This is a genomic window from Shimia sp. FJ5, assembly GCF_032918335.1.
GTDB classification, from domain to species: Bacteria; Pseudomonadota; Alphaproteobacteria; order Rhodobacterales; family Rhodobacteraceae; genus Shimia; species Shimia aestuarii_A.
In genome coordinates, this window is record NZ_JAWJUV010000004.1 from 306,162 (window position 1) to 320,505 (window position 14,344).

Sequence of the window (14,344 nt, forward strand, 5' to 3'; positions counted from 1 at the left end):
GGCGAGGTCTGGGGGCAGCTTTGCTGCCTCTGGAAGGGGCGGGAGCACGCCCTTGCCAGCGTCCGTGCCGGGTCAGTGCTTGCACCACTCCAAGGAGGGCGCTAAACGCTGGGGCCAAGTTGCAACCGGAGAAGCCCCATGTCGATTGACAAGGACACCGCCGCCCGCGTGGCCAAGCTCGCGCGGATCAAGGTCGAAGAAGATGCGCTGCCCGCGCTGGCGCAGGAATTCAACACCATCCTCGGCTTTATCGAACAGCTGAACGAGGTTGATGTCGAAGGCGTCGAGCCGATGACCTCGGTGACGCCGATGCGTCTCAAGCGTCGTGAGGATGTGGTCACCGACGGGGATCAACAGGACAAGGTTCTCGCCAACGCGCCGGATGCGCGCGAGGGGTTCTTTGCGGTGCCGAAGGTGGTGGAATAATGACTGAACTGAATACGCTGACCCTGGCCGACGCACGCGACAAGCTGCGCAGCAAGGATGTGACCTCGGTCGAGTTGACCGAAGCCTGCCTCAAGGCGGCAGAGGGCGCAGGCGCGCTCAATGCTTTCGTGCATCACACCCCCGAGATCGCGCTGGAGCAGGCCAAGGCCGCCGATGCGCGGATCGCGGCGGGCGATGCCCCGGCGATGTGCGGTCTGCCGCTTGGCATCAAGGATCTCTTCTGCACCAAGGGCGTGCCCTCTCAGGCGGCCTCCGGCATCCTTGAGGGGTTCAAGCCACAATACGAATCGACCGTGACCCAGAACCTGTTCGATGCGGGCGCGGTCATGCTCGGCAAGCTCAACATGGACGAGTTCGCGATGGGCTCGTCGAACGAGACCTCTGTCTATGGCAACGCGATCAGCCCGTGGCGTGGCAATGATGACGCGGCGCTGACGCCGGGCGGCTCGTCCGGTGGCTCGGCTTCGGCCGTGGCGGCCGATCTCTGCCTTGCTGCGACCGGCACCGATACCGGCGGCTCGATCCGCCAGCCTGCCGCCTTTACCGGCATTGTCGGCATAAAGCCGACCTATGGCCGTTGCTCGCGCTGGGGCATTGTCGCCTTCGCATCGTCGCTCGACCAAGCCGGGCCGATGACGAAATCGGTCCGCGACGCGGCGATCATGCTCGAGGCGATGTGCGGCCATGACCCGAAGGACAGCACGAGCGCCGAGCTTGCCGTGCCGAATTTCGAGGCCATGCTGACCGGTGATATCAAGGGCAAGAAGATCGGTATCCCCAAGGAATACCATATGGACGGCATGCCCGACGAGATCGAGGCGCTTTGGGCCGAGGGACGGGCGATGCTCAAGGATGCCGGGGCGGAGATCGTCGATATCTCGCTGCCGCATACGAAATACGCCCTGCCGACCTACTACGTGATCGCGCCCGCCGAGGCGTCGTCGAACCTCGCGCGCTATGACGGGGTACGCTTTGGCCATCGCGCCAGCCTCGCGGCGGGTGACGGCATCACCGAGATGTATGAAAAGACCCGCGCCGAAGGCTTTGGCGACGAGGTCAAGCGCCGGGTGATGGTCGGGACTTATGTGCTCTCGGCCGGGTTCTACGACGCCTATTACAACCGCGCCCGCAAGGTGCGCGCGCTCATCAAGAAGGACTTTGACGACGCCTTTGCCGCCGGGATCGATGCGATCCTGACGCCTGCAACGCCGTCTTCGGCCTTTGGTCTTGGCGAGATGAACGACGAAGATCCGGTCAAGATGTACCTCAACGACGTCTTCACCGTGACTGTGAACCTCGCCGGTCTGCCGGGCATCTCGGTGCCGACCGGTGTCGACCATCAGGGGCTGCCGCTTGGCCTGCAGCTCATCGGGCGTCCGTGGGAAGAAGGCGATCTGCTCAATACCGCCTATGCGCTGGAGTCCGCCGCCGGGTTTGTAGCCAAACCGGGAAAATGGTGGTAAAACCGCTCAAAACAAAACTGAGCAGGTCCGCGTCATGCGAGCATTTCTGACCGGCTGCGCCTTGGTGGCGCTGGCCGCGTGCCAACCGGCGATCCCCGACAGTGCTGCGGGGGTCGGGTTCGACAACGCCAATCTTTCGCCGCGTCCGGCGCCGAACAACGATACCGTGACGGCGGCGTTGCCACCGGCCTCGTCGGTTTCGGGCGAGCGGTTGGACGCGCCTGCAGGACAGGCTGTCGGGGCGCCTATGGCAACGACCGCACTGGCCGCAACGCCGAGCGCCCAAACCCGTCCCACCCAGGCCCGTCCAACCCCACAACCCGGATCCGAGGCGACCGCCGCTGCGGCAGCGGCGCTGGGTGCGTTGGAGGCACAAGAGGCCGGAGAACCCGCCGCGCCGCGCGTGCGCGCGCCCGGACAGGCCCAAACCACGCCGGACGGCATCGTGCACGCCAGCCCGAGCAACCCGGCGCCGACGCTGATGGACAATCCCGGCATCTCCGACGAGAACGACTTTGAAGCGGTCGGATCGCGGCGGTCGATTCAGGACGATGCGGCACGGCTTCAGGCCAATCGCGACAGCTATCAGGTGATCCAGCCCACAGCCGTGCCCAAGCGCACCGACACGGGGCCGAATATCGTCGCCTATGCGCTGAGCTTGACACACCCGGTCGGCACCAAGATGTATCGCCGGATCAATCTCTTGCCCAAGTCGCATACCGCCAAGGCCTGCGCGGGGTTCCCATCGTCAAACGATGCGCAGGCGGCCTTTCTTGCCAGTGGCGGGCCGAAACGCGACCGCAAGGGGCTTGATCCCGATGGTGACGGCTATGCCTGCGGCTGGAACCCGGAACCCTACCGGCGTGCGGCGCGCGGCGGGTGAGCGGCGGGCCGGATATCCGGCAGCATCCTTGCGAGAGCCATGGGCCGCGCCGAGAGGGCGCACGGCCCGACATGATTGTCCTGCATTACACAGGTATGGAAAGCGCCGAGGCGGCGCTTGAGCGGCTGTGCGATCCGGAGGTCGAGGTTTCGGCGCATTACATGATCGCCGAGGATGGACGCATCTGGCAGATGGTCGACGAAGCGGCGCGCGCGTGGCACGCGGGCGCGGGGGAGTGGCGCGGGATCACGGACGTTAATTCCCGCTCTATTGGGATCGAGCTCGTCAACCGGGGCGATCATCCCTTTGCCGAGCCGCAGATGGCGGCGCTCGAGGCGTTGATGCGGGGCATCATGGCACGCTGGGCTATCGCGCCGGAGGATGTCATTGGCCATTCCGACATGGCGCCCGCGCGCAAATGCGATCCCGGCCCGCGCTTTGATTGGGCGCGGCTGGCGCGGGAGGGGCTGGCCTTGGCATTGCCCGAGGCGGCGACGTCTGAACCGGATCCGCAGGCGTTTCGCACCGCGGCGCGGGGCTTTGGCTTTCCCGATGTGGCGGATGATCTGTTGTTGAAGGCGGTGCGGCTTCGGTTCCGCCCTTGGGGGCGCGGTGATCTTGCGCCCGAGGATATGCGCCTCGCCGCCGCCATGGCGCAGGTCTGCTCTTCTTCTCTGTGAAAATACTCAAAACTCCGAACCGTGCCGCGCGCGCCGTCGATTGACGGGCCGGGCGCAAGCGCCTAAGTCGGGGGCGCGCAGGGGGCTGGATGGCCGCGGGGGCCGCAAGGTTCGCGAGGAAAGTCCGGACTCCACAAGGCAACGGTGCCGGGTAATGCCCGGCCGGGGAAACCCGAGGGAAAGCGCCACAGAGAACAAACCGCCTCCGCTTGCGGGGGCAAGGGTGAAAAGGTGGGGTAAGAGCCCACCGCGCCGCTGGTAACAGGGGCGGCATGGCAAGCCCCACCGGGAGCAATGCCGAATAGGGACCTCGCGCGGGATTGATCCTTCGGGATATCACCGCAGGGATGCTTTGGCCCAGAGGTCCGGGTTGGCAGCTAGAGGGGGCGCGGTAACGCGCTCTTTAGAAGAATGGTCATCCAGAGGGGGCAACCCCTTGGACAGAATCCGGCTTATAGGCTCCCTGCGCGTTTATTGTCCCCCCGTCGCCAAGCGGGGATCGTCTGGGGCGTAGTGGCCAAAGCTGGTCTCCGTGGGCCAGCCAAGAACGGCGGCGATACGGCGGCCGTTCTCAAGACAGTCGGGCAGCTTCGAGAAATCATGCAGGTTCATGCGCAGGGCTTCCTTGGCGGGCGAGTCATAGTGAATGACCAGGGCGCCAGAGGATATGGTGATTTCCCCAAGAAAGATGCGGTCGCCTTGGAACATGAAATCAACCCGGCAACTGGGAAGATGCGCCGCGAGACGGCGCGTGGTTTCAAACATGGCCTCGCGGTGCCTGTCCGGCAGGGCCTGTTCAAGGGAGGGGGTGTGGTCGCTGACCTTGCGTTCGATTGGTTTGAGGTCATCGTCCAGAACGCGGAAGCCGCCCAAGGTCGCGATTGGGTTCGACGCGCTATAGCCATGCGTGGTGAGGATCATATAGGGCTCGCCGAAGGCGCAAAAAATATCGGTTTCGGTGATCGTCTCCACTGGCAGCACCGCTTCTTCCACCACGAGGCGGCGGGGAATGTCGCGATAGTGCAGCTCTCCATGGCGGCGCCAATGTTCGATATGCCAATAGCGACGCAGAAAGCGGCGATAGGCGAAGGGGGTCACAGGCATGCCGGGACCGTGCAGAATATTCATCTTACAGCCGTCCGCGACCTTCAGCATCGCAGTTTCCGGCAGGTCGGAGAGATCGAGGGACCAAGGATCGTCCGTTGCACCGTAAAGCGCCGGGGGCTTGATCGGCGTATCGAGGTAGTCGCAAAGATGATGCATGTCGACCTTATCGGCGGCCAAGGGCATGAGCGGGTTGGGGTGGGTGAGGTAAAGCCCGCGCATCATTTCGCAATAGGCGGTGGGGTTGATGAAATCGGGGATGCGGCCCAGGGCTTGGGCCAAGGGAAAGGCCACGGCCTCGATATCGTTGCGGAAGGTGTTGTCGTAGATGAACGCCTGCCGCTCAGTACGGGGCAGTGTGCGGGCGGCGCGTTCGGCGGCACGCGCGCGGGCTTCGATCTCGGCGATGTAGTCGCGGCAGTCCGCGGTCATGTCAGGCGTCATAGCTTGGGTCATGCCAGAACTTTTCCTTATTGCCCACCTGTCGCCAGACGGGGATCGTCGGGCGAGACATGGCCAAAGCTGGTTTCGGTGGGCCAGCCGAGTTTGGCAGCGATGGCACGCCCTTGGGCAAGGCAGTCGGGGAGCTTGGAGAGGTCGAAGAGATCGCTATCCATCTTCTGTTGCTCCGGTTCATGGAAGAAATCGCGCAGGGCGACGGGCGAAATGGAGATTTCGCCGAGGAAACAGCGCCCTTCCGAGAGCATAAAATCGACCCGGCAATGCGGCAAGGGCGCGGCGAGGCGGCGCGTGGTCTCGAGCATGGCGTCTCGGAACGGGTCGGGGAAGGCGGTCCCGAATGGGGGCGGGCGCATGTCTTCGTAGCGTTCGAGCGGTTTGAGACTGTCTTCGAGGGCAAGGATGCCGTCCACCGCGCCATAGAACCGGTCGGCGGCGTATCCCGATTTGGTAATCGCCATATAGGGCCGCCCAAACGCGCAGAATACGCCTGTCTCCGAGAGGCGCTCGATGGGCAGGAGCGCCTCTTCAACCATGAGGCGGCGGGGAATATCGCGGTAGTGTAGTTCGGCGTGACGGCGCCAGTGATCGATATGCCAGAACTGGCGCAGAAAACGGCGGTAGGCAAAGCGAGTCACGGGCATGCCGGGGCCGTGCAGCAGGTTCATCTTGCAGCCGTCGGAAATCTTGAGCATCGCGGTTTGTGGCAGCGATGAGAGGTCGAGATCCGCGGGGTCGTCATGCACGGCATGGATCTTGGGCGGGCGGATCGGCGTGTCGAAATGGGCGCAGTAGCGGGGCAAGAACACCTTGTCGGCGACAAGCGACATCAAGGGGTTGGGGTGCGTGAGGTAGAGGCTGCGGAGTTTTTCGGCATAGAGGAAGGGATCGCGGAAATCCGGCACCCGGTTGATCGCGGTTGCGAGGTGATAGGCGACGGCCTCGATCTCGTTGGTGAAGGTATGGTCATAGATATAGGCCTGTCGCGCGGTGCGGGGCAGGGCGCGGGCCTCTTTCTCGGCGGTCCGTGCGCGGGTTTCGACCGCCTCAATCAGCGCGCGGCAGTCCGCTGTTGGCCTATCCGGGACGTAGGATTTCACCCTGATAGGGCCTCGTCTTGCCCAGCCGTTGCCAGACGCGGATCGTCGGGCGAGATATGGCCAAAGCTGGTCTCGGTCGGCCAACCAAGGTTGGCGGCAATGCGCTTGCCCTCTGCGAGGAGGTCGTCGAGGCGCGACATATCGAGGAGGTTGCCGCGGATGACCTCGACCTCGGGGTCATCGGGCAGGAGCATCAGCGCGCCGGGCGAGAGGGTGATTTCGCCCACCACTGTGCGGTTGCCGAGGCGCATGAAGTCGATACGGCAATCGAGGAAGGGTTGGGAGAGGAGGCGCGATGTTTCGATGATGGTGTCGATCTGATCGGGTGGGCCGAGATCGTAAAGAGCACGGGTTTCGCGGGCACCGCCCGCAAGGCAGTCGAGGCCGTCCACGAGCGGAATATAGGCGCGGTCCTGAAGCCGTCCGTACCTATCGTGGGTCTTGGTGAAGAACATATAGGGCTTGCCCATGGCGCAATAGACGCCGCAATCGCGAAGCTCGTGGGACGGGAGCATGGCCTCTTCCAGAAGCAAGCGGCGGGGAATGTCGCGATAGTGCAATTCGCCGTGGCGGCGCCAATGGTCGTAGTGCCACAACTCCCAACGGAAATGACGCAGTGCGAATGGTGTGATCGGCATGCCGGGGCCTTGTTGCAGATGCATCTTGCAGCCGTCGTTCACCTTCAGAAAGCACGCCGGTGGCAGGGTCGCGAGATCGACCTCGCGGGGATCTTCGTAGGTGGCGAGGAGATCGAGCGGGGCAAGCGGCAGGTCGAACAGGTCGCAATAGGCGCGCAGGCCGATCTTATCGGCAACGAGGGGCATCAACGGGTTGGGGTGGGTCAGGTAGAGGCTGCGCAGTTTTTCGAGGTAGGTGCCGGGATTGGCGAAATCCGGGATACGCCCGAGCACGCGAGCGAGGGGGTAGGCGACGGCCTCGATGTCGTTGCGAAAACTCGCGTCATAAATATAGGCCCCCCGTTTGACCCGCGGTAGCCACTGCGCCCTGCGCCGGGCGCGCCGCCTGCGTGTCTCGACGCCTTGGACAAAGGCGCGGCAGGCGTCGGTCATCTTGGTGGCGGGCGGTGGGCTTTTCGACATGGTCTATCTTCGTCCTAGCGCCCGCCCGTGGCCAAGCGGGGATCGTCTGGCGCGTAGTGGCCAAAGCTCGTTTCCGTGGGCCAGCCGAGGTCGGCGGCGATCTTGCGTCCCTGTTCCAGACAGTCCGGCAGTTTGGAGAAATCGAACAAGGACATGCGTAGATCCTCTTGAGCCTGGGTTTCATAGGGGCTGGCGAGGGCCGCAGAGGAGACGGTGATCTCGCCAAGGAAACAACGATCGTCAAGGATCATGAAATCGACCCTGTAATTGGGTAAAGAATGACCGATAAGCCGCGCTGTTTCCAGCATATCTTTTTCAAAGCGGGCTGGCATCGCGTCGGTGTAGCGCGGCCGTCCAAGGTGTTTGTCGCGCTCAAGGAGTTGCAGGCGATCTTCCATCGCGCGGTAGCCGCCGATCGTGGCTTCGGGGCGATTTGGGGCATATCCGGCCTTGGTCAGGATCATATGTGGCTTGCCAAAAGCGCACATGAGACAGGTCTCGGTGATGCGTTCAATAGGCAGGATGGCTTCTTCGATGGCGAGGCGGCGGGGGATGTCGCGATAGTGCAATTCCCCGTGGCGGCGCCAATGTGCGAGGTGCCAGTTTTGACGCAGGAAACGGCGGTAGGCGAAGGGGGTCACAGGCATGCCGGGACCGTGCAGAATATTCATCTTACAGCCGTCCGCGACCTTCAGCATCGCAGTTTCCGGCAGGTCGGAGAGATCGAGGGACCAAGGATCGTCCGTTGCACCATAAAGCGCCGGGGGCTTGATCGGCGTATCGAGGTAGTCGCAAAGATGATGCATGTCGACCTTGTCGGCGGCCAAGGGCATGAGCGGGTTTGGGTGGGTGAGGTAAAGCCCGCGCATCATTTCGCAATAGGCGGTGGGGTTGATGAAATCGGGGATGCGGCCCAAGGCTTGGGCCAAGGGAAAGGCCACGGCCTCGATATCGTTGCGGAAGGTGTTGTCGTAGATGAACGCCTGCCGCTCGGTGCGGGGCAGTGTGCGGGCGGCGCGTTCGGCGGCACGCGCGCGGGCTTCGATCTCGGCGATGTAGTCGCGGCAGTCCGAGGTCATGTCGGTGGTGGTGCGTGAGGCCATGGTCCTACTGCCCGCCCGTCAGGAGGCGCGGGTCGTCCGGGGCGATGTGTCCGAAGCTCGTATCGACCGGCCAGCCAAGGGAGTGGGCAATGGCGCGGCCTTTCTCGAGGAAGTCTGGCAGGCGGGTGAGGTCATAGAGGCTTCCGAGGAGGATTTCCTGATCGAGGCTGTCGTAGGGTTTGGTGAACGCCGCAGAGGAGATGGTGATCTCGCCAAGGTAGCAGCGATTGTCGATGAACATGAAATCAATTCGACAGTTGGGCAGCGGTGCAGAGAGACGGCGCGCGGTTTCGAGCATTGCCGCGCGGTGGCGCTCGGGCCAGGCGACCTCATAGGGGGGCGTGACGAAATCGGCATAGCGTTCGAGTGGTTTCAGGCGCTCTTCGAGGGCGATGTAGCCGCCGTTCCTGCCGGCGTGCACATCCGCGCTATAGCCGGTCTTGTTGAGAGACATGTAGGGCGTGCCAAAGGCGCAGAAGACACAGGTTTCGGTCAGGCTTTCGATCGGCAGCAGCGCCTCTTCGACGAGAAGGCGGCGCGGGATGTCGCGGTAATGCAGCTCGGCGTGGCGCCGCCAGTGATCGACATGCCAATAGCGGTTCAGAAAGCGGCGCAAGGCGAAGGGTGTGACCGGCATACCGGGGCCGTGCAGGATATTCATCTTGCAGCCATCGGAGATCTTTAGCATGGCCGTCTGCGGCAGGTCCGAGAGATCAAGCTCTGACGGGTCGTCAAAGGCGGCGTAGAGCTTGGGCGGGCGGATTGGCGCGTCCATGAGATCGCAATAGCGGTGCATCTCGACCTTGTCGGCGACCAGCGACATCAGCGGATTGGGATGGATGAGGTAGAGGCTCCGCATCTTTTCGCAGTAGGTTGTCGGGGTGGCGAAGTTCGGCACCCGGCCTATCGCCAAGGCGAGCGGATAGGCGACGGCCTCGATCTCGTTCTGGAATGTCGCGTCGTAGAGGAAGGCTTGCCGTGCGGTGCGGGGCAGGGAGCGGGCCTGTTTCTCTGCCAGAGCCTTGCGCCGTGCCACACCGTCGACAAGGGCGTGGAACGCAGTGTCGGAGGGAAGGCAGGTGGTCATATCTACTGTCCGCCGGTGGAAAGCCTTGGGTCGCCAGTGAAATGGCCAAAGCTGGTCTCGGTGGAGTAGCCAAGCTCCTGCGCGATCTTGCGACCGCGCTCGACGAACTCCGGCATGCGGGAAGGGTCGAGCAGCGCTGTGCGCACGCGTTCATGTTCGGGCGTGTCGAGCATGTGGTAATATCCCCCCGGCGAGAGCGTGATCTCGCAGAGCGCAAGGCGATCACCGTTGCGCATGAAATCAATCCGGCAATGGTAGAAGTTCTGCGACAAGAGTCGTGCGGTCTGAATCATGGCGTCGACCTCAGCATCGGTGCCAAAGGCAGAACGGGGCGCGGAAAAGTATTTCCCGTTGAGCGTTTCAAGCGGCCTAAGGCCGTCCTTGAGCGCCGTGCGGTGGGTTTCGTCGAGAATGATATAGGGCTCGCCCATGACGCAGAAGATGCAAGGATCCTTGATCGTCTCAGCCGGTAGAAGCGCTTCTTCGACGAGGATGCGTTTGGGGATGTCACGGTAGTGCAATTCGGCGTGGCGGCGCCAGTGGTCGACATGCCAGAACTGGCGCAGAAAGCGCCGATAGGCAAAGCGGGTCACAGGCATGCCGGGGCCGTGCAGCAGGTTCATCTTGCAGCCATCCGCGATCTTGATCATCGCGTTCTGAGGCAGGTCGTCCGGCACCAGATCATCGGGATCATCAAACACCTCGAAGAGGCGGAGCGGGCGGATCGGAAGGTCGAACAAGTCGCAATACTCACGCATGGCGATTTTGTCGGCCGCGATCGCCATGAGCGGGTTCGGATGGGTGAGGAACTGTGCGCGCAGGTGTTCGGAATAGGCGGTCGGGTTTGCGAAATCCGGGAGTCTGCCGAGGCTTTCGGCAAGGAAGAAGGCGACGGCTTCGATCTCGTTCTCAAAGCTTTGTTCGTAGATATAGCGGTGTTGATCCGCGCGGGGCATCCATTTGGCGCGCTTCTCTGCCTGTTGGCGGCGCGTGCCGATGCGCTCCAGAAATGCGCGGCATTCGGGTGTCATAGTCGGGGGATCCTGCGTCGTCATCTTCGGCCTTCTTTATTGCCCCGCGGTCGTCAAGCGCGGGTCTCCTGCGAAATGACCATAACTTGTATCGGGGGAAAGATTGAGAGCCTTGGCGATGGTGCGACCCTTTTCCACGTATTCAGGCAGGCGTGACATATCGAGGAGATCGCCGCGCATCCTTTCGAGGGCAAAAGGCTCGAGCCAATCATGGTGGCCGCGGGGCGAGAGGGTGATCTCTCCGAGGTAGAGGCGCCCGCCGACGCGCATGAAATCGACGCGGCAATGGAACAGCGCGGCGGAGAGCTTGCGGGCGGTGTCGAGCATGCGCTCGAGTTCCTCGGGGCTTGCGAGATCGCTGAGCGGGGTCGAGACACGGCCGTTCTGTCGTTCGAGTGGCGCGAGCTCGGGGCGTAGGGCGGCCATGCGCGCGGGTGGGGCGAAGATCATGTAGGGCGTGCCCGTCACGCAATAGACGCCAAGCTGGGGGATGTCCTCGGCAGGCAAAAGGGCTTCTTCGACGAGGAGACGCTTGGGGATGTCGCGGTAATGCAGCTCTGCGTGGCGGCGCCAATGGTCGATATGCCAGAACGTTCTCAGAAATCGGCGGTAGCGGCGGCGGGTGACCGGGGTCTTGGGGCTATGCAGCAGGTTCATAGCGCAGCCGTCGGAGATCTTGATCATCGCCGCCTCGGGCAAGTCACGGGGATCGAGCGTATGCGGGGAATCATGCACCGCAAGCAGCCTTGGGGGCTGGATGGGCAGGTCGAACAGGGCGCAGTAGTCGCGCATGGCGACCTTGTCGGCCGCGATGGCCATGAGCGGGTTGGGGTGCGTCAGGAATTGGCCGCGCAGCTTTTCGGTGTAGGTCTTGGGGGTGGCGAAGTCGGGAATCTCGCCGGTCTTTTCGGCCAGAAAGAAGGCCACGGCTTCGATATCGTTGTGGAAGGTCTGGTCATAGATGAACCGATCGCGTTCAGCGCGGGGGCGCAAGGCGGCGCGCAGATGAGCCCGCAGCGCCCGACGACGCACGTCAGAGAGGACTTTCGCGCAGGCTGGGGTCATATCGGTCGGCATTGCGACCCCTTCTTTCGGTTCTTCTGCAGCAGCATTTTCTCCTGTATACACCTTGGAGGACAGCCAAATCGCCTTTTCCGTCACGGATTTTTTGCATTTCGCCGCTTTTCCGCGAAGAGGCCCATTGACTCGCGGCCTAGCATCCTTAAAAGGCAGGCTTCATGAGATTTTCACGGGCACATCTGCTGCCCGGCGCAGGAGAAGAACAATGGCGAAGCCGACGACCATCAAGATCCGTCTGAACTCGACCGCGGGCACGGGCCATTTCTACGTGACCAAAAAGAACGCGCGCACCATGACCGAAAAGATGGTCGTACGAAAGTACGACCCGGTGGTGCGCAAGCATGTCGAGTATAAAGAAGGCAAGATCAAGTAAGATCCCCCTTCAGACACATGCAAAAGCCGCGCCACCCTGGCGCGGCTTTTTGCTTTAGAGGGCATCCAGTCGCGCCGACTCTCAGAAGATCGACGCCAAAGGACGCCCCACATGTCTTCAGAAATCCATATCCGCCCTGCACGCCCCGCCGATCGGTCGGCGGTCACGCAGCTCTTTCGCCGCGCCTATCCGCCGCTCCTTGCCCCGGATTATGATCCTGGCGTGTTGCGAGCGGCCTTGCCACTCATCACCACGGCGCAACCCGCGCTCTTGGATTGCGGCACCTATTTTGTCGCCGAGGACGCGGCAGGGCGTGTTGTGGGGGCGGGCGGATGGACCGATGTCAGCCCGGCGCGCGGCGTGGGGGCAGAGCGGCAAGGGCATGTGCGCCACGTGGCGACCGATCCCGGGCGGTTGCGTCAAGGCGTGGCGCGGCGGCTTGTCGAGACGTCGCTCGCGTCGGCGCGGGAGTTTGGCATGGAGCGCCTTCACTGCATGAGCACCCGCACGGCGCAGAGTTTCTATCACGCGATGGGGTTCAAACCTGTGGGCGAGATCGAACTGACACTGGCGCCGGGGGTGTATTTCCCGGCGGTGCAGATGCAGCGCGGCTTATAGACGGGGGGCTTAGTCGACGATGGTGGCGTTCTCGAGGATGGCAGCCTGCCATGTCTCGGGATCGGTCACCGGGGTCAGGGTGCCGCGCAGGGTTACGCGGCGGCTTTCCTCGAAGCTCGGGATAGTGTCGTTGAGCGCGACCTGAAGGGAGGCACCGTGGTCGGCGCTGCCGCAGAGGGGGCAGAGGCCCATGTCGGAGACGAGGATCAATTCGCGGATGGTTTCACCGGGGAGCGCGGGCACGGCATAGCCAGTGATCTCGACCTCGAGCGCGCCTTTGCGCAGCGCCTCGGGGAAGGATTTGCGCACTTCGTAGGAGTCTTCGGTCACGATCTCTTCGATCTCGATCTGGTCGAGGACCTGCCACACATCCTTGGGCGCGGCGGTTTCTGCCGTGGCGCCATGGGCGGTGCTTGCAAAGGTCGCGGCGAGGGCGAGGCGGGTGATGGTCATGGAGAGGCTCCCGAAACATACGTCGCGCGCACTATGCCTTTGGGGGACGGAGATGGGAATCCCCTATTTCGACGCGGTTGCGGGAATCTGCCGATGCAAAGAAAAGGGCCGATCCCGAAGGACCGGCCCGATGTCTTAGGTCATGTTGCGAAGGTTATTCGCGATTGCCGAAGAGTTGCAGCAGGAACATGAACATGTTGATGAAGTCCAGGTAGAGGCTCAGCGCGCCCATGATGGCGGCCTTCCCAAGCCATTCCTGATCGCCCGAGTGGGCGTGCTGTAGGTAGGTGTTCTTGATCTGTTGGGTGTCATAGGCGGTCAGGCCAGCGAAGATCAGCACACCGAGGATCGACACGGCGAAAGCAATCGCGGGCGAACCAAGGAAGATGTTGATGATCGAGGCGACGAGGATACCGATCACACCCATGATGAGGAACGACCCCCAGCCAGAGATGTCTTTTTTCGTGGTGTAGCCCCAGAGCGAGAGACCCGCAAAGGCGATCGAGGTCACGAGGAACACTTGCGCGATGGAGTAGCCGGTGAAGGCCACGAAAATCCACGACATCGACAGGCCCATCACGGCCGCGAAAACCCAGAAGAAGAGCTGGGCGCCAGCGGCGGAGAGGCGGTTGATCGCAGCGCCGAAGGCAAAGACCATGATCAGCGGGGCAAACATGACGATCCAGCCGAGGATGTTCGGCTGCAGCGTGGCGGGATCACGGAAGACCGACAAAAGCGCCGGCGACGTGCCCACGGCCCAAGCCACGAGGAAGGTCACGAAAGTGCCCACGGACATCGTGCCGTAGACCTTGTTCATATGGGCGCGAAGCCCTTCATCAATCGCAGCCGTGCGGGTGCCCGCAGCGGTCCGGATCGTATTAAAGTCAGCCATTCAAGCCTCCGATGGTTAAACTTTTCGAGCCGCCCGAACGCATCGGGCGGCCTTCAAGGAAAATATCGGGGAGGTTGGCCCCTTTTTCAAGTCACGCTCATGCAAAATCGTGCGAAATTCTGCGAGAGGATCCGTGGCTTGATCAGCAGCGCCAAGCGGCGGGAACGTCCCAGACCGGGCGACGGGCTTCTGCGTCGGCGGCGCGGCGCGAAATGCCCATATCTTCAAGGCTGCGGCTGTCGAGCTTGGCGAGCGCACGGCGCTGGCGGGAGAGCTCGGCAAAATCGGTCAGCGAGAGGCTTTTGCGCGCGGTGGAACGGAAAGAGAGGCCGACTTGGCGACCCAGGCTGGTAAGAATAGTCATCGTCTGGTCCTTTCTTCGATGTATTTGCGATGGATTTCTTTGCTTCCATCAGTATGCTTGATGCATATGCCAATTCGTGGTGTATATTGAAAGCGAATGTTTGTGAC

General features: G+C 62.7%; 16 protein-coding genes and 1 other RNA gene. 7 read left to right on the top strand and 10 right to left on the bottom strand.

From position 1 onward, the window contains the following. Window positions 1-138 precede the first annotated feature (138 nt). The 5 genes from gatC to rnpB all read left to right on the top strand — a co-directional run bounded on the left by gatC (window position 139) and on the right by rnpB (window position 3,944). A complete protein-coding gene (gene gatC, locus R1W01_RS14475) occupies window positions 139-426 on the top strand; it encodes an Asp-tRNA(Asn)/Glu-tRNA(Gln) amidotransferase subunit GatC (RefSeq protein ID WP_297756378.1) in 288 nt (95 codons plus the stop codon). Continuing rightward, window positions 426-1,910, top strand: a complete 1,485-nt coding sequence (gene gatA, locus R1W01_RS14480) for an Asp-tRNA(Asn)/Glu-tRNA(Gln) amidotransferase subunit GatA (RefSeq protein ID WP_297756377.1) — start codon at window positions 426-428, stop codon at window positions 1,908-1,910. The genes gatC and gatA overlap by 1 nt, the downstream gene beginning before the upstream one ends. Window positions 1,911-1,944: 34 nt before the next feature. Then, complete coding sequence (locus R1W01_RS14485) at window positions 1,945-2,793, top strand: hypothetical protein (RefSeq protein ID WP_243613284.1); 849 nt, start codon at window positions 1,945-1,947, stop codon at window positions 2,791-2,793. Window positions 2,794-2,864: 71 nt separating this feature from the next. After that, window positions 2,865-3,473 (top strand): N-acetylmuramoyl-L-alanine amidase, encoded by a 609-nt coding sequence (locus R1W01_RS14490; protein WP_297756376.1) that lies wholly within the window; start codon window positions 2,865-2,867, stop codon window positions 3,471-3,473. Window positions 3,474-3,550: 77 nt separating this feature from the next. Further along, an RNA gene (rnpB, locus tag R1W01_RS14495) (RNase P RNA component class A) lies at window positions 3,551-3,944 on the top strand. On the opposite strand, the gene R1W01_RS14500 is transcribed toward rnpB, so the two are convergent. The 7 genes from R1W01_RS14500 to R1W01_RS14530 are packed head-to-tail and all read right to left on the bottom strand — an operon-like array spanning window position 3,945 to window position 11,534. Further along, the gene (locus R1W01_RS14500) at window positions 3,945-5,033 is read right to left on the bottom strand and encodes a hypothetical protein (protein ID WP_317275290.1); all 1,089 of its coding nucleotides are present in this window, start codon (window positions 5,031-5,033) and stop codon (window positions 3,945-3,947) included. A gap of 14 nt (window positions 5,034-5,047) precedes the next feature. Further along, window positions 5,048-6,136, bottom strand: a complete 1,089-nt coding sequence (locus R1W01_RS14505) for a hypothetical protein (protein WP_297756587.1) — start codon at window positions 6,134-6,136, stop codon at window positions 5,048-5,050. Beyond that, window positions 6,133-7,236, bottom strand: a complete 1,104-nt coding sequence (locus tag R1W01_RS14510; protein WP_317275291.1) for an ATP-grasp fold amidoligase family protein — start codon at window positions 7,234-7,236, stop codon at window positions 6,133-6,135. Before R1W01_RS14510 ends, R1W01_RS14505 begins: the two co-directional genes overlap by 4 nt. A gap of 14 nt (window positions 7,237-7,250) precedes the next feature. Beyond that, on the bottom strand, window positions 7,251-8,339 hold the full coding sequence (locus tag R1W01_RS14515; RefSeq protein WP_317275292.1) for a hypothetical protein: 1,089 nt from the start codon (window positions 8,337-8,339) through the stop codon (window positions 7,251-7,253). Between the two features lie 4 nt (window positions 8,340-8,343). Further along, window positions 8,344-9,426, bottom strand: coding sequence for an ATP-grasp fold amidoligase family protein (locus tag R1W01_RS14520; RefSeq protein WP_297759203.1), 1,083 nt, complete (start codon window positions 9,424-9,426; stop codon window positions 8,344-8,346). 2 nt (window positions 9,427-9,428) lie between these two features. Further along, window positions 9,429-10,457 (bottom strand): ATP-grasp fold amidoligase family protein, encoded by a 1,029-nt coding sequence (locus R1W01_RS14525; RefSeq protein WP_243613291.1) that lies wholly within the window; start codon window positions 10,455-10,457, stop codon window positions 9,429-9,431. Window positions 10,458-10,493: 36 nt separating this feature from the next. Beyond that, window positions 10,494-11,534, bottom strand: a complete 1,041-nt coding sequence (locus tag R1W01_RS14530) for an ATP-grasp fold amidoligase family protein (protein WP_317275293.1) — start codon at window positions 11,532-11,534, stop codon at window positions 10,494-10,496. Window positions 11,535-11,742: 208 nt separating this feature from the next. Here R1W01_RS14530 and rpmG point away from each other — a divergent pair, with 208 nt between their 5' ends. Then, on the top strand, window positions 11,743-11,910 hold the full coding sequence (gene rpmG / locus R1W01_RS14535) for a 50S ribosomal protein L33 (protein WP_007814563.1): 168 nt from the start codon (window positions 11,743-11,745) through the stop codon (window positions 11,908-11,910). Between the two features lie 111 nt (window positions 11,911-12,021). Next, on the top strand, window positions 12,022-12,528 hold the full coding sequence (locus tag R1W01_RS14540) for a GNAT family N-acetyltransferase (RefSeq protein ID WP_297759208.1): 507 nt from the start codon (window positions 12,022-12,024) through the stop codon (window positions 12,526-12,528). 9 nt (window positions 12,529-12,537) lie between these two features. Here R1W01_RS14540 and R1W01_RS14545 read toward each other — a convergent pair whose 3' ends face one another. The 3 genes from R1W01_RS14545 to R1W01_RS14555 all read right to left on the bottom strand — a co-directional run bounded on the left by R1W01_RS14545 (window position 12,538) and on the right by R1W01_RS14555 (window position 14,237). Further along, window positions 12,538-12,981 (bottom strand): hypothetical protein, encoded by a 444-nt coding sequence (locus R1W01_RS14545; protein WP_297759210.1) that lies wholly within the window; start codon window positions 12,979-12,981, stop codon window positions 12,538-12,540. Between the two features lie 154 nt (window positions 12,982-13,135). After that, window positions 13,136-13,873, bottom strand: coding sequence for a Bax inhibitor-1 family protein (locus R1W01_RS14550; protein WP_243613295.1), 738 nt, complete (start codon window positions 13,871-13,873; stop codon window positions 13,136-13,138). 142 nt (window positions 13,874-14,015) lie between these two features. Next, the gene (locus tag R1W01_RS14555; RefSeq protein WP_243613296.1) at window positions 14,016-14,237 is read right to left on the bottom strand and encodes a DUF1127 domain-containing protein; all 222 of its coding nucleotides are present in this window, start codon (window positions 14,235-14,237) and stop codon (window positions 14,016-14,018) included. Between the last annotated feature and the right edge of the window lie 107 nt (window positions 14,238-14,344).